16 protein-coding genes are annotated in these 18,003 nt (G+C 68.7%); 3 read left to right on the plus strand and 13 right to left on the minus strand.

From position 1 onward, the window contains the following. Window positions 1–78: 78 nt before the first annotated feature. The 12 genes from purH to ACYVBS_RS11755 form a co-directional block, all read right to left on the minus strand. Window positions 79–1,665, minus strand: a complete 1,587-nt coding sequence (gene purH, locus ACYVBS_RS11700) for a bifunctional phosphoribosylaminoimidazolecarboxamide formyltransferase/IMP cyclohydrolase (protein ID WP_460823816.1) — start codon at window positions 1,663–1,665, stop codon at window positions 79–81. Between the two features lie 182 nt (window positions 1,666–1,847). Beyond that, window positions 1,848–2,120, minus strand: a complete 273-nt coding sequence (gene fis / locus ACYVBS_RS11705) for a DNA-binding transcriptional regulator Fis (RefSeq protein ID WP_460823818.1) — start codon at window positions 2,118–2,120, stop codon at window positions 1,848–1,850. Between the two features lie 109 nt (window positions 2,121–2,229). After that, window positions 2,230–3,117, minus strand: a complete 888-nt coding sequence (locus ACYVBS_RS11710; protein ID WP_460823820.1) for a DUF3426 domain-containing protein — start codon at window positions 3,115–3,117, stop codon at window positions 2,230–2,232. Between the two features lie 91 nt (window positions 3,118–3,208). Next, on the minus strand, window positions 3,209–4,159 hold the full coding sequence (prmA, locus tag ACYVBS_RS11715) for a 50S ribosomal protein L11 methyltransferase (protein ID WP_460823821.1): 951 nt from the start codon (window positions 4,157–4,159) through the stop codon (window positions 3,209–3,211). A 156-nt stretch (window positions 4,160–4,315) separates the two neighbouring features. Then, on the minus strand, window positions 4,316–5,524 hold the full coding sequence (locus ACYVBS_RS11720; RefSeq protein WP_460823822.1) for a hypothetical protein: 1,209 nt from the start codon (window positions 5,522–5,524) through the stop codon (window positions 4,316–4,318). A 196-nt stretch (window positions 5,525–5,720) separates the two neighbouring features. After that, complete coding sequence (accC, locus tag ACYVBS_RS11725; RefSeq protein WP_460823823.1) at window positions 5,721–7,088, minus strand: acetyl-CoA carboxylase biotin carboxylase subunit; 1,368 nt, start codon at window positions 7,086–7,088, stop codon at window positions 5,721–5,723. Between the two features lie 10 nt (window positions 7,089–7,098). Further along, entirely contained in the window at window positions 7,099–7,569 is a 471-nt protein-coding gene (accB, locus tag ACYVBS_RS11730; protein ID WP_460823824.1) for an acetyl-CoA carboxylase biotin carboxyl carrier protein, read from the minus strand. A gap of 86 nt (window positions 7,570–7,655) precedes the next feature. Further along, complete coding sequence (aroQ, locus tag ACYVBS_RS11735) at window positions 7,656–8,123, minus strand: type II 3-dehydroquinate dehydratase (protein WP_460823825.1); 468 nt, start codon at window positions 8,121–8,123, stop codon at window positions 7,656–7,658. 119 nt (window positions 8,124–8,242) lie between these two features. Beyond that, complete coding sequence (locus ACYVBS_RS11740) at window positions 8,243–8,839, minus strand: TlpA family protein disulfide reductase (RefSeq protein WP_460823826.1); 597 nt, start codon at window positions 8,837–8,839, stop codon at window positions 8,243–8,245. Then, window positions 8,836–11,238, minus strand: coding sequence for a protein-disulfide reductase DsbD family protein (locus ACYVBS_RS11745; RefSeq protein WP_460823827.1), 2,403 nt, complete (start codon window positions 11,236–11,238; stop codon window positions 8,836–8,838). The genes ACYVBS_RS11740 and ACYVBS_RS11745 overlap by 4 nt, the downstream gene beginning before the upstream one ends. Then, the gene (cutA, locus tag ACYVBS_RS11750; protein WP_460823828.1) at window positions 11,231–11,554 is read right to left on the minus strand and encodes a divalent-cation tolerance protein CutA; all 324 of its coding nucleotides are present in this window, start codon (window positions 11,552–11,554) and stop codon (window positions 11,231–11,233) included. The genes ACYVBS_RS11745 and cutA overlap by 8 nt, the downstream gene beginning before the upstream one ends. Window positions 11,555–11,583: 29 nt before the next feature. Continuing rightward, the gene (locus tag ACYVBS_RS11755; protein WP_460823829.1) at window positions 11,584–12,000 is read right to left on the minus strand and encodes a helix-turn-helix transcriptional regulator; all 417 of its coding nucleotides are present in this window, start codon (window positions 11,998–12,000) and stop codon (window positions 11,584–11,586) included. Window positions 12,001–12,517: 517 nt separating this feature from the next. Here ACYVBS_RS11755 and groES point away from each other — a divergent pair. The 3 genes from groES to ACYVBS_RS11770 all read left to right on the plus strand — a co-directional run bounded on the left by groES (window position 12,518) and on the right by ACYVBS_RS11770 (window position 16,202). After that, window positions 12,518–12,808 carry a co-chaperone GroES gene (groES, locus tag ACYVBS_RS11760; protein ID WP_460823830.1) on the plus strand — a complete coding sequence of 97 codons (291 nt, stop codon included), beginning with the start codon at window positions 12,518–12,520 and terminating at the stop codon, window positions 12,806–12,808. Between the two features lie 129 nt (window positions 12,809–12,937). Continuing rightward, window positions 12,938–14,578 carry a chaperonin GroEL gene (gene groL, locus ACYVBS_RS11765; RefSeq protein ID WP_460823831.1) on the plus strand — a complete coding sequence of 547 codons (1,641 nt, stop codon included), beginning with the start codon at window positions 12,938–12,940 and terminating at the stop codon, window positions 14,576–14,578. A 205-nt stretch (window positions 14,579–14,783) separates the two neighbouring features. Then, entirely contained in the window at window positions 14,784–16,202 is a 1,419-nt protein-coding gene (locus ACYVBS_RS11770) for a S8 family peptidase (protein WP_460823832.1), read from the plus strand. 74 nt (window positions 16,203–16,276) lie between these two features. On the opposite strand, the gene ACYVBS_RS11775 is transcribed toward ACYVBS_RS11770, so the two are convergent. Further along, on the minus strand, window positions 16,277–17,791 hold the full coding sequence (locus tag ACYVBS_RS11775; RefSeq protein WP_460823833.1) for an acetyl-CoA hydrolase/transferase family protein: 1,515 nt from the start codon (window positions 17,789–17,791) through the stop codon (window positions 16,277–16,279). Window positions 17,792–18,003 lie beyond the last annotated feature (212 nt).

Consider the following 18,003-nt stretch of genomic DNA (forward strand, 5'->3'; position numbering starts at 1 on the left):
TGGGGCACTGTTGAAGGGAACGGAATCTCGCGTGGGCCGCAGGCCATCAGGCGCCAGCGGCCCGCAACGGCGTCGTGCTCAGTGGCGAAAATGGCGCACGCCGGTGAACACCATCGCCAGACCGTGCTCGTCGGCCGCGGCGATGACCTCCGCGTCGCGCATCGAGCCGCCCGGCTGGATCACCGCCTTGATGCCCGCTTCGGCCGCCGCGTCGATGCCGTCGCGGAACGGGAAGAACGCATCCGAGGCCATCACCGAACCCGGCACCACCAGGCCCGCGTCGCTGGCCTTGATGCCGGCGATGCGCGCGGAGTACACGCGGCTCATCTGGCCGGCGCCGACACCCACGGTGTGCAGGTCCTTGGCGTACACGATCGCGTTGGACTTGACGAACTTGGCCACGCGCCAGGCGAACAGCAGGTCGGCCAGCTGCGCCTCGGTCGGGGCGAGCTTGGTCACCACCTTCAACTCATCGCGCGTCACTTCGCGGATGTCGGCGGTCTGCATCAGCAGGCCCGAGCCGACGCGCTTGACGTCCATGTTGTTCTTGCCGTCGCCGTGCGGAATGCGCAGCACGCGCACATTGGCCTTCTTGGTGCAGTAATCCAGCGCGCCCTGCTCGTAGTCCGGCGCGATCAGCACCTCGACGAACTGGCGGTCGAGGATGGTCTTGGCCGTGGCCGCGTCCAGCGTGCGGTTGAAGGCGATGATGCCGCCGAACGCGCTGGTCGGGTCGGTGGCGTACGCCGCCTCGTAGGTGTCGGCGCAACCCACGCCCTGTGCCACGCCGCACGGGTTGGCGTGCTTGACGATCACGCACGCCGGCGCTTCGAACTGGCGCACGCACTCCCACGCCGCATCGGCATCGGCGAGATTGTTGTAGCTCAGCTCCTTGCCCTGCAGCTGGGTGAAGGTGGCCAGCGTGCCCGGCACCGGCCACAGGTCGCGGTAGAACGCGCCCTGCTGGTGCGGGTTCTCGCCGTAGCGCAGGTCCATGACCTTGACGAAGTTGCTGTTGTTCTGCGCCGGGAACAGCTGCTGCTTGCCGTCGGCGTCGAGCGAGGACAGGTAGTTGCTGATGCAGGCGTCATAGAACGCGACGTTGTTGAACGCGGCGACCGACAGCGCGAAGCGGGTCTTCGCCGACAGCGTGCCGTCGTTCGATTCGAGTTCTTCGACGAGGCCGGCGTACTGCGCCGGATCGGTGGCCACCGCCACGCGCGCGAAGTTCTTCGCCGCGCTGCGCAGCATCGCCGGGCCGCCGATGTCGATGTTCTCGATGATGTCGTCGAAGCTGCTGTTCGGGTTGGCCGACACCTGCGCGAACGGATACAGGTTCAGCACCAGCAGGTCGATCTTCTCGATGCCGTGCTGCGCCATGACGGCATCGTCGATGCCCGCGCGGCCGAGCAGGCCGCCGTGCACGATCGGGTGCAGGGTCTTGACCCGGCCGTCCATCATTTCCGGGAAGCCGGTGACGTCGCTGACGTCCTTGACCGGCAGGCCGGCGTCGCGGATCGCCTTGGCGGTGCCGCCGGTGGAGAGCAGTTCGACGCCGCGCGCGGACAGCGCCTTGGCGAGGTCGATCAGGCCGGTCTTGTCGGAAACGGACAGCAGCGCGCGCGTGATTTTCACGGCCTGGACGGGCAGACGGTCGGTGGTCATGGAGGGCGTGGGTGGCGTGGGGAGCCCGCCATTATACGGGCGGGCCGGCCGCGCTCCCGCACGACCGGCTGGACCGTCTTGGTAGCCGTGGTCAGTGCGTCGGGTTCAAACGTTCCTCGGGCAGACGGTCGCGGATGGTCTTGTGCTGCCGCATGCCCCCTGCGACACGCCGCCTGGCGACGTTACGCCAACCCGTAATCCCGCAGCTTCTTGCGCAGCGTGGCGCGGTGGATGCCGAGCATGGTGGCGGCGCGGCTCTGATTGCCCTCGCAGTGGCGCAGCACTTCGATGAACAACGGGATTTCCAGCTCGCGCAATGCGATGTCGTAGAGGTTGGCGCTGTCCTCGCAGCCGTCCAGGTCACCGAGGTAACGGCGGATGGAGGTGGCGACATGGTCGCGCAATGGCACTCGCGCGCCCGTGCGGGCGTCGGAGCGGTCAGCAGCAGCGTTCAAGCGGATCCCCTGTGCAACAGACTCGTCCCGCCGGTGGGCGTGCTTGGATAGGGCGGGACAGGGGAGTCTAGCGCGCCTACGTCGCAGGCGTCACGGCGACTTGCGACCCTCAGCGGAAATCAAAGTTGAACGCCACCGTGTCCGGGGCGGGCTCGACCACGTCGAGCAGCACGGTCACGGTCTGCCCGGGCGCCAGGGTGTCCCCGGTCGTCCGGTTGTCGCGATATTCGGCCGGCTGGAACGCACGGGCGCCGATGGTCTGCCCGTGGACGTCCGAAAGGCTGAGCAGCAGCACGGGCCACGCTTGCTCCCGGGGCGCGTCGTTGCGGAACGTGGCGGTGATCTCCAGCACGCCCGGGTGGACCGGGCTGGGACGCACGCTGCGCGCCACCATGGCGAAGGCGTCCGGTTCGCGCCAGGCCGGCAACGAGCATCCCAATGCGCCACAGACCTGCTCCAGCACCGGGCGCCAGCGCGGCTGTTCGGCAAGGTGGGCCCGCTGCGCCAGCAACAGTTGTAGTGACAGCAGCAGCGCGAGCACGGCGATGATGGCGAGGCCGGGCCAGCGCGGCCCCGTCTCCACCATCGACAACGTGCGGCGTGCGAAGCGTGGCGCCGTCACCAGGCGCGGCGGCCGTGCCTCGCCTCGGCGGGTGGGGGTCGCGACGATGGCCGCAGGGGCATCCGCGTGCTCGGGGTCGCGCATGGCCTCGACGGCCACGGGCGTCAATTCCGGCGCCGATTCAGAGCCGCCGTCGACAACTGAGGGCGTCTCGTCAACGTCCGCCTCAGCCTCCGCCTCTGCCGAACGACCGGCGGCGTCCGCACCTGTGGGCAGATTCGCTGCGGTTGCATCTTCAATGCGGACATCGGCTTCCGGCGCTGGCGTGCCTTCTGCGCGCAGGGCGCCATGGCACTGCGGGCAATTTCCGTCCGCGCCGCCGCGTGCCGCAATCAGCGCGACGAGGAATCCGCAGTGTGGGCAGCGCAGGAACATGGCCCGAGTTTACGCAACGATGGGTGCCGGTCGGCAGCCGCCACGGGCGGCGCCGTCGTGAATCCGCGACTGCGTCGCAGAATCGCCGCGCTTAGCCGCGTCGAACGCCACTGACGCGGATCCAGTCCTCCAGGCGCTCGACCTGCAGGGCGTCGAAGTAGGGCGCATAGGCGGCGAGGACGTCGTCCTCCTGGCCGGCCAGGATGCCCGACAGGGCAATGCGGCCATGGGGTGCAACGCGCGCGGCCAGGGTGTCGACCAGCGCAATCAGCGCCACGGCGAGGATGTTGGCCACCACCACCGGGTACTGCGCAGCGGGCTCGTCCTGAGGCAGGTACGCCGCCATGCGGTCGGCGACGCCATTGCGCTCGGCGTTGTCCAGTGTGGCGGTCAGTGCCTGCGGGTCGTTGTCCACGCCCACCGCGCGTGCCGCGCCCAGCTTCAGCGCGGCGAGTGCGAGAATGCCGCTGCCGCAGCCGAAGTCCAGGACCGGCGCGTTGCGCAGCACTCCTTCCTCGGCCAGCGTGTCCAGCCACTGAAGGCACAGCGCCGTGGTCGGGTGGGTGCCCGAGCCGAAGGCCAAGCCGGGGTCGAGGCGGACGATGGCCGGTGCCCGTCGTGGATCGTCGCCGGCGGCGTCGAGTTGCCGCTGCGCGTCCTCCGGCAGGTCCGCATTCCACGGCACGATCCAGGTGCGCTCGCCGAAGCGCAGCGGCTCGTACTGGTCCATCCATGCGCGTTCCCAATCCTGGTCCTCCACCTCGCGAAACGTCGCGCGCGACCAGTCCAGCCCGGCGTCGGCCGCCGACAGGGCGTATAGCAGCAGCGCCTGGTTGGTGCCGCCCTCGAACAAGGCGGTAAGTACCAGCTCATCCCACAGCGGCTGCTCGCCCACGCCCGGTTCGAAGATCGCCTGTTCGTCGGGGGCATCGGCGTGTGCATCGGCCAGCGTCACCGCCAGCGCGCCGACGTCCTCCAGCGCGCGCTCGTATCGCGGCTGCTGGGTTTCGGTGCAGGGCAGGGTGAGTTCAAGGAAGGGCATGGCGGCGGTCGTGATGGCAGGTCGCCATTCTAGCGGCCACGGTCCCGGCATGCCGGGCAGGGAGTCCGTGGCACGCGTCTACGTCGCCGCGATGCGCTCGCGTGACGTCGGTCCGCCTTCCGTTCGACTCACGCGACGACGCGTCGTGCGCGCTGCTCAGCCACCGCCCAGCAGGCCGCGCAGCAGCCGCTTCATCTGCTTCTTCTTGTCCTGCGGCTGGTCGGTGCGATTGGCTTCGTCATGGGTGGCGATGTCCATGCCCAGCGGTGCGAAGGCCGTGGACTTGGTGCGCACGCGCACGCTCCATTCCGGCGTCCATGGCGCCTTGCCGGCGGGGCGGGGCGGGTAGGTCAGCGTGGTTTCGGGGCCGTACGCGATCATGCGCAACATGGCACCTGCGTCATCGCCCTGGCCGAAGATGCCCTTGGGCAGCGCGCACGAGGTGCGGTCCGTCCCCAGCAGCACCTTTTCCCGCACCCATTTGTCCACGGTGGCCTCGGGCAGGTAGTCGAACATGCCCATGCCCGCGTCGGCCGACTCCGCGCTGCTCCAGAGCACCATCGCGTCACCGCTGACGCCCATGGCGTGCAGGAAGTAGCCACGGGCGCGGGCCACCGGCTGCCAACCCAGGTTGAAGCCGCCGGCGAAGGAGCCGCTGCTGCTCAGCGCAATCGTGGGCATGAAGTCCTGCGCCTGCTGCAGGTCGAAGCGCAGCGATTCGGGGATCTGGGGCCCGGTGAGCCGGTGGCTGCCCACGAGTGAGGCGCCTTGCGGCACGGATCGTTTGTCCCGGTCATTCGGCCACAGCGCATAGGCCGGGCCGACATCGGGGCTGCGATCGGGCGCATAGCGGCCCTGCAGCGAGCCACTGACCTGGACCTGCCCATCCTTGCTGCTGACGGTGATCACCCGCGGCTGTCCCGCACGCACTTCAGTACCGCAGCCCCAGTAGACCAGGATGCGTGACTGGTGGTCCTGGGGCTTGCCACCCGGCTGCGTCGGTGCACGCGGCGTGGCTACGGGCGGCAGCAACGGCAAGCGCTCGCCCAGACGCAGGCCGGCGGGGATGTGCTGTTCCGCGTCCTTGCCGGGTGCCGCGCCGTTCCACAGGCTGATGTCGACGAAGCGCCCTGGCATCGCGCCGTGGCGCGCCGCGCCGTAATGGTTGCCCATGCCTTGGCCGCCCAGCGCGCCCATGGCGGCGCCGGCCAAGCCATCCAGCTCCGGCATGCCCGCCATGCTGTGGGTCGCGACGTCCATCCAGACCTGGGTCTTGGGCCCCTTGCTGGTCTGGCTGGCAGCGGGCTGGGCGAGCAGGCAGGTGGCCGCCACCAGGGCGGCCGTGCGGAGCGGGGCGTGGGGCATGGCAAACCTCGTGGCGCGGACGGGGACGAGGTCGGCCGTCGATCATTGCCGCGACCTCTGCGGGATCAACGTGGCCGCATCGGGGGGCAGGTCAGGGCCGGCGGACCTCCGTCTCGCAGGGCGGGCCGGCGCTTGAAACGACAACGCCCGCGACCTGGGTCGCGGGCGTTGCGTGGGGCACGGCCTGGCAAGTGGATCAGACGATTGAGATCGTCTTTTCCTTCTGCTCCTTCAGGCGCTTTTCCAGGTAATGGATGTTCTGCCCACCCTGCTGGAAACCGACGTCGGCGAGGATGCGCTGCTGCAGCGGGATGTTGGTCTTGATCCCGTCCACCACCATCTCGCTCAGCGCTACGCGCATGCGCGCGATCGCGGTCTCGCGGTCGGGGCCGTGCACGATCAGCTTGCCGATCATCGAGTCGTAGTTCGGCGGCACACGGTAGCCCTCGTAGATGTGGCTGTCGACGCGCACGCCAGGGCCGCCCGGGGCATGGAAGTGCTGGATCAGGCCGGGGCACGGCAGGAACGAGTCCGGGTCCTCGGCGTTGATGCGGCACTCGATGGCGTGGCCTTCGAGCACGATGTCTTCCTGCTTCAGGCTCAGCTTGTGGCCGGCGGCGACCATCAGCTGCTCCTTCACCAGGTCGATGCCGGTGACCATCTCGGTGACCGGGTGCTCCACCTGGATGCGGGTGTTCATCTCGATGAAGTAGAAGTGGCCGTTCTCGTACAGGAACTCGAACGTGCCCGCGCCGCGGTAGCCGATGCGGATGCACGCTTCCACGCACACCTTGCCGATCTCGGCACGCTGCTCGGGCGTGATGCCCGGCGCCGGCGCTTCTTCCACCACCTTCTGGTGGCGGCGCTGCATCGAGCAGTCGCGCTCGCCCAGGTGGATGGCGTTGCCCTGGCCGTCCGCCAGCACCTGGATCTCCACGTGGCGTGGGTTCTCCAGGAACTTCTCCATGTACACCATGTCGTTGCCGAAGGCGGCCTTGGCCTCGGACTTGGTGGTCTGGATCGCGTTGTTGAGGTGCGCTTCGGTGTGCACCACGCGCATGCCGCGGCCACCGCCACCGCCGGCGGCCTTGACGATCACCGGGTAGCCAATGTCACGCGCGATCTTGATGTTGGTCGCGGCGTCATCGCCCAGCGGGCCGCCGCTGCCGGGCACGCACGGCACGCCGGCGGCCTTCATCGCCTTGATCGCCTCGACCTTGTCGCCCATCAGGCGGATGGTGTCGGCCTTCGGGCCGATGAAGATGAAGCCCGATTCCTCCACGCGCTCGGCGAAGTCGGCGTTTTCCGACAGGAAGCCGTAGCCCGGGTGGATGGCCTGCGCGTCGGTGACTTCCGCCGCGGCGATCAGCGAGGCCATGTTGAGGTAGCTGTCGGTGGACGCGGCCGGACCGATGCACACCGATTCGTCGGCCATGGCGACGTGCTTGAGGTTGCGGTCCACGGTGGAATGCACCGCGACCGTGCGGATGCCCAGGGCGTGGCACGCGCGCAGGATGCGCAGCGCGATCTCGCCGCGGTTGGCAATGACGACTTTATCCAGCATGCGCCGCGCCTCAGCCGATGACGAACAGCGGCTGGTCGAACTCGATCGGCTGGCCGTTCTCGGCCATCACCTTGAGTACGGTGCCCGACACGTCGGCTTCGATCGGGTTGAACATCTTCATGGCCTCGATGATGCCCAGCGTGTCGCCGGCCTTGACGGCCTGGCCGACGGTGACGAACGCGGGCTTGTCCGGCGACGGGCTGGCGTAGAACGTGCCGACCATCGGCGCGCGCACCACGTGGCCGGCCGGGAGGTCGGAAGCGGGCTTGGGCGCGCCGCCGCTGGCGGCTTCGGTCGGGCCCTGCATCGGCATGACCGGCGCGGCGGCCGGGGCGGCGTGCATCACCGGCGCGGCGACGGCGATGCCGCCCTTCGGCGTACGGGCCAGGCGCACGGACTCTTCGCCTTCCTTGATCTCGATTTCAGCGAGGTTGGATTCTTCCAGCAGGTCGATCAGTTTCTTGATTTTGCGCAGGTCCATGTCGGGCCTCTAGGTCGGGCCCCGGCGGGCGGGGCGTGGATGCGAAAGGAGGGTGGCGCGGCGCCGTGGGGGCAGCCGCGGCCGCGTCAGGAAGGTTTGGTCTTGGAGACCGAGTGGCTGTCCAGCCACGCCAGCGCCGCGTCGAGGGCGAAGCGGTAGCTGTTCTCGCCGAAACCGGCGATCACGCCCAGCGCCAGGTCGCTGAAGTAGCTGTGGCGGCGGAACGGTTCGCGGGCATGCGGGTTGGACAGGTGGATCTCGATGAACGGAATCTCCACCGCCGCGAGCGCGTCGCGCAGGGCGACGCTGGTGTGCGTGAACGCCGCGGGATTGATCAGGATCAGCGACGTGCCGTCGTGCCGGGCGGCGTGGACGCGCTCCACCAGCACGTGTTCGGCGTTGGACTGCAGGCTGTCGTACTGGTGGCCGGCACGGTGGGTGCCGGTGCGCAGCGCCGCATCGATCTGCGCCAGCGTGGTGCGGCCGTAGATGCCCGGCTCGCGGTCGCCGAGCAGGTTGAGGTTGGGGCCGTTGAGTACCAGCAGCTTCGCCATGGCCGTCCATACGGGCATCGGGAAGGCGGCAGTGTGCGCGATGGCGGCCGGGCTGTCCAGAAGTTCGCCGCCATTTCGCAGAAGTTGTCGCGATTTAATCAGTTGCTTGAGTTTTGGCTCTAAAGTGCTGACCAGCCTTCGATTTCGCCGTGCGTGAACGGGCCGATGCGTTGCTTGAGCAGCCGACCGTCGGCCGAGACCAGCACCGAATAGGGCAAAACGCCCTTGGGATTGCCCAGTTGCACGCCGCTGTCCCGGGGGCCGGCGGTGTCCAGCAGGATGGGGTAGCCCACCGGGGTGCGCCGCAGGAACGCGCGGACGGCCTCGGCGTCGTCGAGCGCGATGCCGACCACTTGCGTGCCGTTCGGCCCCTGGGCCCTGGCGTAGCGATCCAGCTCGGGCATCTCCTGAATGCACGGCCCGCACCAGCTGGCCCAGAAGTTGATCAACAGCGGTCGCCCGGGATAGGCCGAGGGGAGTTCGACGACGTTGCCCGACAATCCCTTCAGGCGCAGGGTCGGGATGGTCTCGCCCCGCTGGGCGACGGGCAGGCCTTCGGGGGCGGCGGGCGCGTTGGCGCTGACCACCGCCTGCAGCGCGCGCTGGCCCACCTCCGAGCGCAGCAAGGGGCCGGGTCCGCTGGTCAGCAGGCTGGCGCCGATGCCCGCCACGCCGGCGGCCAGCGCCACCAGCACGATCTTCGTGGTCGGGGTCATGGTGCGGCCGCCGCCTCGCGCAGCGCGCCCTCGACGAGACCTTCGGTCAGCACCGTGGGCAGCACCCGGCCCTCGCCACCCCCACGCGGGAACATCACGTACAAGGGCACGCCCACGGCCTTGTAGCGCTGCAGGAAGGCGGTCAGGGTCGGGTCGACATCGGTCCAGTCGCCGACCATGTAGACGGCGTTGGCGGCCTCCATGGCCTCACGGAACGCGACGCCCTTGAAGACCGATTTCTCGTTGACCTTGCAGGTCACGCACCAGTCGGCGGTCATGTTGACGAAGACCACGCGGTTGGCGGCGCGCAAGTCGGCCAGGCGCTGCTCGCTGTAGGGCACGGCGGTGATGCCTTCGGCCGGCGCGCTCGGCGCGGTGACCTGCGCGGTGGGGCGCGGCAGTCCGTGGATGGTGTGCAGGGGCCACGCCAGCGCCAGCAGCGCGAGCAGCGCGCTGGCGGTGGCCCAGCGGTGACCCGTGCGGCGCGAGCGGGTCCACGCCCATGCGGCGAAGGCCAGCAGCACGGCGGCCATCAGCCACCAGCCCACCGCATCGGCACCGCGCTGGCGGGCGAGCACCCAGGCGAGCCATGCGGCGGTGAGGTACATCGGGAAGGCCAGCGCCTGCTTAAAGGTTTCCATCCATTCGCCCGGCCGCGGCAGCCGATGCGCCAGCCCGGGAATGAAGCCGATCAGCAGGAACGGCAGGGCCAACCCCAGGCCCAGGGCCAAGAACACGGCGATGGCGGTACCGGTGGAGGCGGTGAACGCCCAGGCCAGCGCCGCCCCCATGAAGGGTGCGGTGCACGGGGTCGCCACCACCACCGCCAGCACGCCGGTGAAGAAGTCGCCCATCGGCCCGCTCTGCGTGGTCAGCGCATGGCCGGCGCCGGTCCAGCGGCCGCCCACGTGCCACACACCGGACATGCTCAGGCCCAGGCCGAACATCACCAGCGCCAGCACCGCGATCACCACCGGCTGCTGCAGCTGGAAGCCCCAGCCCAGCGCGAGGCCGGCGTGGCGCAGGGCGAGTGCGATCGCGCCCAGCGCGGCGAAGCTCAGCATCACGCCGGCGGTGTACCAGAGCGCGTGGCGGCGCGCGCGGGTCGGGTCCTGGCCGTTGCCGGCGAGCGAAAGCGCCTTCAGCGACAGGACCGGCAGCACGCAGGGCATCAGGTTGAGGATCAGTCCGCCGAGCAGGGCCAGCAGCAGGGCCGACCAGAGGCTGAGGTCGGCGCCGCGCGGGGCGGCGCCCAGTGCGGAGGCGCTGTTGGCGGCCGGTGCGTGGCCCGGGGCCGCCGTGCCGGTGTTGGCGGCGGTGCTGTCGGCAACGGAGGATGCGGCGGGGCCCGCGGCGGCGGTGCCGTCATCGCTGGCGATCGTGCCGGGCGGCGTCACTGCCGCGTCCGTGCCGGACAGCGTCGTGCCATTGCCCACGGCGCCGGTCGCCAACCCGGCCGCGTCGGCCGGCGTCACCGTGCCACGTGGCAGCGACACCGCGACAGTGCGGGTCATCGGGGGATAGCAGATGCCGTCGTTCTGGCAGCCCTGGAACGTAGCAGTCAGGCGCAGGTCCACCGCGTCGGTGCGGGTGCGGACCACCGGCACCGGCACGTCGATCTGGTCGAAGTAGACCGTGGTGCGGCCGAAATACTCGTCCTGGTGCGCGGTGCCCTTCGGCCAGCGCGGTGCGCCCAGGCGCAGGCCGGCCCGGGCGGCGGCGGCATCCAGCGCCAGGCGGGTCTTGTCGCGGTACAGGTAGTAGCCGCGCGCGGGGGTGAAGCGCAGCAACAGCGTGTTGCCGTCGCCGGCGATGGCTTCAAAGCCATACGCCTGCTCCGGCGGCAGCGGCAGTGCGTCCGTGCCCGTCGCCGTGCCCGCCCAGCCGGCGCCCGCCAAGGGGGCGCCACCGCCGGCGTTGCCGAATGCCACCACCGGGGCCTGCGCGGCCGCCGGCAGCGCGACCGTGATGCGCCGCGTCTGGGGCGGGTAGCAGATGCCCGCATCGGCGCAGCCCTGGTATTTGATCGTCAGCGTGGTGCGTTCCGCGTTGGCGGTGCCCGGCAGGGTCGCGACCAGCTGCCCGCGGTAGGTTTCCACGTCGCCGAAAAACTCATCGCGATACGCCTTGCCCTTGGGCAGCTGCAGTGCCCCGGCGGTGAAGCCCGCATCGGCCTGCACCGACGTGCGGTGCCGATACAGGTAATAGCCGTTGGCGATCTTCCACTGCACGTTGATCCGGCCCGCGTCGGTGGCCTGCGCGCTGAGGACGAAGACCTCGTCCACTGGCGGCAGCTGGTCCGGCGTCACGGCGGCGGCCGGGCCGGCCAGCAGGGCGGCGAACAGGGCGAAGGTGGAGCGGAGGCGCGTGGGGCGCGGGAGCGGCGCGGTTTCAGTCATCGTCTCGGGTCTGTTGGGCCACCCAGTCCAGGTACTCGGGCAGGCCGGCGCTGGCTTCGACCGCCAGCACCTCGGGGAGTTCATAGGAGTGCAGTTCGCGCAGGCGCGCGGTCAGCGCGTCCAGCCGGGCGGCAGTGGTCTTGATCAGCAACAGGACCTCGTCGGCCTGTTCGACCTGTTCCTTCCAGCGATAGGTGGAGCGCACGCCCGGCAGCGCATTGACGCAGGCGGCCAGGCGCGCCTCGACCACGGCCCGTGCCAGTCGGTCGGCGGTGGCGGCATCGGGGCAGGCGCAATACACGAGCATCGTGGACATCCGGCGATTCTAGCGGTCCGGCCGGGCGGTTATTCGGCGGCGCCGTGGAGGCGTTCGTCGCCACGGCGGCCGCGCCCGGTCCGCATGCCGGCCAGCTGCTCGGCCAGTTCCACCAGCGGTGGGCGCGCACGCATCGGGGTCTCGCGGAACGCGCGGATCAGGCGCACCTCGATGGGGTCGTCGACCAGCAGGGCATCCGCGGCGGCGATGGCGTCCAGTTCCTGCTCCGCCGACTGGCGCATCAGTCCGCGCCCAGTGGCGAGCCATTCGAACTGCACGCCCGTGGACAGGGCGATGGCGCGCAGGTGGTTGACGCTGGGATGTTTGCCATTGGTGGCCTCCCAGTGGCTGACCGCGCTGCGCTGGACGCCGACGGCGGCACCCAGGGCGGCCTGGGACAGGCCGGCGTGACGGCGGGCGAGGCGGATGCGCTGTTGTGGGGTCATCGTGGGCTTGGAGGGGGTGGTGGCGGGAGGGTGGCACCAAAAGTAACCAGGTGATCAATAGACACGCAACGTGTGCGCTTGTGGTAGCCACCCTGCTCATTGAGCGCCATGTATTCACGTTTTGTTGCGACATCTGTCGCGGTATGGACACCCGAAGTGGCGTCCTGCGCCGCGGGCAGGGCTGTTGACGTGACGCAGCGTGGTCAATACTGACGCATGCCGGCAGGAGGCCGGTGCGACATGGGGTGTCTGGTCTGGGGAGGGGGCGCGGGATTGCGCCAAGCTGAGGATGGCCATCTCCGTACCGGAAAGGGCGTGGACCTTCGGGGGCACGCCCTTTCTTTTTGCGCCGTGCATGCCCGTGCCGGGCAGGCCCTTGAAAGGCTTCCCGGGGCGCCCCATCTCTGCGCGGTCCCGGTTCGACCGGGCGCTGCCGTCCCGGGTTTTGGCACTCGCCTTGGCCGACTGCTAATATTTGTAATCTTTCCCCACCCTTTCAACCACTTACGAGGTTGTCATGTCGAATATCAAGCCGCTCTACGACCGTGTTGTCCTGAAGCGCATGGAAGAAGAAAAGATGTCCGCCGGCGGCATCGTCATCCCCGACTCCGCCACCGAGAAGCCCATCAAGGGCGAAGTCGTCGCCGTGGGCGAAGGCAAGGTGCTGGACAACGGCAGCGTGCGCGCGCCGAAGGTCAAGGTTGGCGACAAGGTGCTGTTCGGCAAGTACAGCGGCACCGAGGTCAAGCTCGACGGCAACGAGTACCTGGTGGTCAAGGAAGACGACATCTTCGCGATCCTCGGCTGATCGCACGCGGCGTGGGCCGTGCCGGGCGCGACCTCGCGTCCGCGACCGGCGACCGCCTCGGCGGACCCCGCGCCGCACCGTCGCATTCCCCTTCTTCAATCCAATCTTTTTTTGCTGAGGTAATCCGCAATGGCTGCCAAGGAAATTCGTTTCGGTGAGGACGCACGCGCCAAGATGGTGCGCGGCGTCAACGTGCTCGCCAATGCCGTCAAGGCCACCCTGGGCCCGAAGGGCCGCAACGTCGTGCTCGAGAAGAGCTTCGGCGCGCCGACCATCACCAAGGACGGCGTGAGCGTCGCCAAGGAAATCGAACTGGCCGACAAGTTCGAGAACATGGGCGCGCAGATGGTCAAGGAAGTCGCTTCCAAGACCTCCGACAACGCCGGTGACGGCACCACCACCGCCACCGTGCTGGCGCAGGCGTTCATTCGCGAGGGCATGAAGGCGGTCGCCGCCGGCATGAACCCGATGGACCTCAAGCGCGGCATCGACCAGGCCGTGCATGCCGCCGTCGCCGAGCTGAAGAAGATCAGCAAGCCGTCGTCGACCTCGAAGGAAATCGCCCAGGTCGGCACCATCTCGGCCAACTCCGACGCCAACATCGGCGACCTGATCGCCCAGGCGATGGACAAGGTCGGCAAGGAAGGCGTGATCACCGTGGAAGACGGTTCGGGCCTGGAGAACGAGCTGGACGTGGTCGAGGGCATGCAGTTCGACCGCGGCTACCTGTCGCCGTACTTCATCAACAACCAGCAGTCGATGCAGGCCGAACTGGACGATCCGTTCATCCTGCTGCACGACAAGAAGATCTCCAACGTGCGTGACCTTCTGCCGGTGCTGGAAGGCGTCGCCAAGGCCGGCAAGCCGCTGCTGATCATCGCCGAGGAAGTGGAAGGCGAAGCGCTGGCGACCCTGGTGGTCAACACCATCCGCGGCATCGTCAAGGTCTGCGCCGTCAAGGCCCCGGGCTTCGGCGACCGTCGCAAGGCGATGCTGGAAGACATGGCCATCCTGACCGGTGGCACCGTGATCTCCGAGGAAGTCGGCCTGTCGCTGGACAAGGCCACGATCAAGGACCTCGGCCGCGCGAAGAAGGTGCAGGTCTCGAAGGAGAACACCACCATCATCGACGGCGCGGGCGACACCGCCGGCATCGAGTCGCGCATCAAGCAGATCAAGGCGCAGATCGAGGAGACCTCCTCGGACTACGACCGCGAGAAGCTGCAGGAGCGCGTGGCCAAGCTGGCCGGCGGCGTGGCGGTGATCAAGGTCGGTGCCTCGACCGAGATCGAGATGAAGGAAAAGAAGGCCCGCGTCGAAGACGCGCTGCACGCCACCCGCGCTGCGGTCGAGGAAGGCATCGTCCCGGGCGGCGGCGTCGCGCTGCTGCGCGCCAAGGCCGCCATCACGGGCCTGAAGGGTGCCAACGAAGACCAGAACCACGGCATCCAGATCGCCCTGCGCGCGATGGAAGCCCCGCTGCGCGAGATCGTGACCAACGCCGGTGAAGAGCCGTCGGTGGTGCTGAATCGCGTGATCGAGGGCACCGGTGCGTTCGGCTACAACGCCGCCAACGGCGAGTACGTCGACATGCTGGAAGCCGGCATCCTGGACCCGACCAAGGTCACCCGCACCGCGCTGCAGAACGCCGCGTCGATCGCCGGTCTGATGATCACGACCGAGGCGATGGTCGCCGAGCTGCCGAAGAAGGACGAGCCGGCGATGCCGGGCGCCGGTGGCATGGGCGGCATGGGTGGCATGGACTTCTAAGTCCGGCCGCACCGCGCAGTACCCGACAGGCCCGCTTCGGCGGGCCTGTTTTTTTTGTCCGCCGCGGGGCGCCGGGTGTGGCCGGTCATTCCCGCTTTATGCGTGGAGATTCTTTGACGCCGCCGCTTCGCCACTCCCCACGTCGGGAGGTCGCCGGGCGGGGCGTTGCTTCAACCAGGGATCACTTCTTCCATAGGGGACAACCATGACCACGCTCAACCGGGCCATCGTGCTCGCGCTGGGCTGCTTCGGCGCCGCATCGGCCCAGGCAGCCACGTACGTCGTTACCGCCAACGCCCAGTCGTTCGACAAGTCACTCGCCAACAAGGTGGAAGCCGCCGGGGGACGCGTGACTGCGCGGCTGCCGCAGATCGGCGTGGCGATTGTCGAATCCGACGATGCCGGTTTCGCCGTGCGCGCATCGCGGGTGCCCGGCGTGCGCTCGGCGGTGGCCGACATCGCGCTGCAGTTCGATATCCCCGAGTCCACCGAGGTGATCGGCCCCGACATCGCCAACCCGCCGGCGTCGGGCGACGACGACACCCGCTTCGACCTGCAGTGGGGCAGTGCGGCGATCGACGTGGCCGGTGCCTGGAACGCCGGCTACCGCGGCGCGGGCGCCACCGTGGCCGTGCTGGACTCGGGCGTGGCGTGCCAACATCCGGACATTGCCGGCAACCTGTTGCTGACACAGTCGGCTTCGTTCGTCCCCAATGAGGGTGTCTGCCGCGTCTACACCAACGGCTTCAACCACGGCACCCACGTGGCCGGCACCATCGCGTCACCTGACAACGGCATCGGCACGATCGGCGTGGCCCCGCAGGCCAAGGTCATTGCGGTGAAGGTGCTGTCGGAGTTCTCGGGCAGCGGCAGCTTCGGCGGCATCATCCAGGGCATCGTGTACGCCGCCGATCAGGGCGCGGATGTCATCAACATGAGCCTGGGCGTGCGCGGTGGCTTGCCGGTGAATGGCAAGGGCGCCAATGACGTCGCCGAACTGGTCAACGCCACCAAGCGCGCCGTGCAGTACGCGCGCCGGCACAACGCGCTTACCGTGGTGTCCGCGGGCAACGATGGCCGCGACCTCGACCACGACAGTGGCGTGGAAGTGTGCGACGTCGACGGCTGCTACCGCGCGAACCTGCGCGCGTTCCCGGCGCAACTGCCCGGAGCGCTCGCGGTGTCGGCCACCGCGCCGAACGGCTGGGCAAAGGCGCCCACGAGCACCGGATTGGACGGTCTGGCCTCGTACTCCAACTGGGGCCAGTCGGTGATCGCGTTCGCGGCGCCCGGTGGTGACAGTGCGTATGCCGGCAACGAGAACTGCACCGCGTCGGGCCTTGTTCGTCCGTGCTGGGTGTTCGACATGGTCTTCGCGTCGGGCGGCTATGCCATCAGCGGCGGGCAGGTTTTCGCGTCGTACTCCTGGTCGGCCGGCACCAGCATGGCCGCGCCGCACGTGTCGGGCGTGGCCGCGCTGGTCATCGGCAAGCACGGCGGCGAGATGGCGCCCGCGGACGTGGAGCGCATCCTGCGGGCCTCGTCGGACGATCTGGGCAAGCCGGGTAACGATGATGCCTTCGGCGCCGGGCGGGTGAACGCTGCGCGCGCCGTGCGCTATTGATCGCAGCGCCCGTTCTGCCGCAGTAAACAAAACGCCCCGCGGGTTCGCGGGGCGTTTTGCATTGCCACGCGCCGTCAGGCGCGCATGCTGCCCGTGTCCAGCCACCGCTGGTGCCACGACAACGCCTCCGGCAGCAGGTGCGGCGTGTGCTTGCCGTAGCTGTCGCGGCTGGCGCGATCAAAGTAGTCCTGCAGCGCATCGCGATAGTCCGGGTGCGCGCAGTGCGCGATGACCTGCCGTGCGCGCTGCTTGGGCGACAGCCCGCGCAGGTCCGCCAGGCCTTGCTCGGTGACGAGGATCGAGACGTCGTGTTCGGTGTGGTCCACGTGGCTGACCATCGGCACGATCGAGGAAATGGTGCCTCCCTTGGCCGTGCTCGGGCTGAGGAAGATTGACAGGAAGCCGTTGCGTGCGAAGTCGCCCGAGCCGCCGATGCCGTTCTGGATGCGCGTGCCCATGATGTGGGTGGAGTTGACGTTGCCGTACAGGTCGGCCTCCACCATGCCGTTCATGCCAATGCAACCCAGACGGCGCACCAGTTCGGGGTGGTTGGAGATTTCCTGCGTGCGCATCACGATCCGCTGGCGATAGAAATCGATGTCCTGCTTGAAGCGTTCGTTCGCGTCCGGGCTGAGTGCGAAACCGGTGCAGGAGGCGCTGGTGATGATGCCTTCGCGCAACAGGTCGAGCATGCCGTCCTGGATCACTTCGGTGAAAGCGGTCAGGTCGCGGAAACCGCTCGCCGCCAGCCCTTCCAGCACGGCGTTGGGGATGTTGCCCACGCCGGACTGCAACGGCAGCAGGTTGGGCGGCAGGCGGCCGGCCTTGACCTCGTGCTTCAGGAATTCGACCAAGTGCGCGGCGATCTGCTGGCTGGTCGCGTCGGCCGGATTGAACGGACTGTTGCGATCCGGGCCGTGGGTGCGCACCACCGCGACGATCTTGGCCGGGTCGCAGCGCAACGCGGTCTCGCCGATGCGGTCGTCAGGATTGACCAGCGGGATCGGTTTGCGATGCGGCGGCAGCGCGGTCCCGTAGTAGATGTCGTGCATGCCGTCGACGCCGGCGGGCTGCCAATCGTTTACCTCGACGATCACCTTCTTCGCCAGGTCCAGCCAGGTCTTGTTGTTGCCCACGGACGTGGAAGGCACCAGCGCGCCATCCTCGCGGATCGCCGAGACCTCGATCACCGCGGTGTCGATCTCGCCATAAAAGCCGAACCACGCATGCTGCGCGACATGGCTCAGGTGCGCGTCGATGTATTCCAGCGTGCCTTCGTTGATGCGCTTGCGCGCGTCCGGGTCGGACTGGAACGGCAGGCGCAATGCCAGGCCATTGGCCTTGGCCAGCGCGCCGTCGAGCTCGGGCGCGGTGGAGGCGCCGGTCAACAGGCGGATCTGGAATGGCTGGCCCTGGGCATGCACGTGTTCGATGCGGCGGGCCAATGCCATCGGCACCACCTTCGGGTAGCCGGAGCCGGTGAAGCCGCTCATGGCGACGGTGGTGCCGGGCTCGATGAATTCGGCCGCCGCCTCGGCGGACATGACGCGGTCCAGAAGGCGGGGGTCGCGGATACGGTCGGGGGTCATGGAGGGAAAATGGCCGGACACGAGGGCATTATCGCCCCGGGTATGGCGGGGGACTGTACGCCCAACGTAGGGCTTGCATTGCGTTTCTGTACCGGATAGTTCTTTTTTGCACTGCAGCGTGCAATCCCCCTAACAAATCCTTCACGATCGACCTGCATCCCGACGTGGGGGAGGGAGCAGGCCCGCAACCGGTTCGACCGGGGCGGGCTTTT

The sequence above is a fragment of the Lysobacter olei genome (assembly GCF_054777355.1).

Coding starts and splice junctions, on each gene's coding strand:
- purH (WP_460823816.1), bottom strand. CDS start 1,665: ATGACCACCGACCGTCTGCCCGTCCAGGCCGTGAAAATCACGCGCGCG.
- ACYVBS_RS11710 (WP_460823820.1), bottom strand. CDS start 3,117: ATGTTCCTGCGCTGCCCACACTGCGGATTCCTCGTCGCGCTGATTGCG.
- prmA (WP_460823821.1), bottom strand. CDS start 4,159: ATGCCCTTCCTTGAACTCACCCTGCCCTGCACCGAAACCCAGCAGCCG.
- ACYVBS_RS11720 (WP_460823822.1), bottom strand. CDS start 5,524: ATGCCCCACGCCCCGCTCCGCACGGCCGCCCTGGTGGCGGCCACCTGC.
- accC (WP_460823823.1), bottom strand. CDS start 7,088: ATGCTGGATAAAGTCGTCATTGCCAACCGCGGCGAGATCGCGCTGCGC.
- accB (WP_460823824.1), bottom strand. CDS start 7,569: ATGGACCTGCGCAAAATCAAGAAACTGATCGACCTGCTGGAAGAATCC.
- aroQ (WP_460823825.1), bottom strand. CDS start 8,123: ATGGCGAAGCTGCTGGTACTCAACGGCCCCAACCTCAACCTGCTCGGC.
- ACYVBS_RS11740 (WP_460823826.1), bottom strand. CDS start 8,839: ATGACCCCGACCACGAAGATCGTGCTGGTGGCGCTGGCCGCCGGCGTG.
- ACYVBS_RS11745 (WP_460823827.1), bottom strand. CDS start 11,238: ATGACTGAAACCGCGCCGCTCCCGCGCCCCACGCGCCTCCGCTCCACC.
- cutA (WP_460823828.1), bottom strand. CDS start 11,554: ATGTCCACGATGCTCGTGTATTGCGCCTGCCCCGATGCCGCCACCGCC.
- ACYVBS_RS11755 (WP_460823829.1), bottom strand. CDS start 12,000: ATGACCCCACAACAGCGCATCCGCCTCGCCCGCCGTCACGCCGGCCTG.
- groES (WP_460823830.1), top strand. CDS start 12,518: ATGTCGAATATCAAGCCGCTCTACGACCGTGTTGTCCTGAAGCGCATG.
- groL (WP_460823831.1), top strand. CDS start 12,938: ATGGCTGCCAAGGAAATTCGTTTCGGTGAGGACGCACGCGCCAAGATG.
- ACYVBS_RS11770 (WP_460823832.1), top strand. CDS start 14,784: ATGACCACGCTCAACCGGGCCATCGTGCTCGCGCTGGGCTGCTTCGGC.
- ACYVBS_RS11775 (WP_460823833.1), bottom strand. CDS start 17,791: ATGACCCCCGACCGTATCCGCGACCCCCGCCTTCTGGACCGCGTCATG.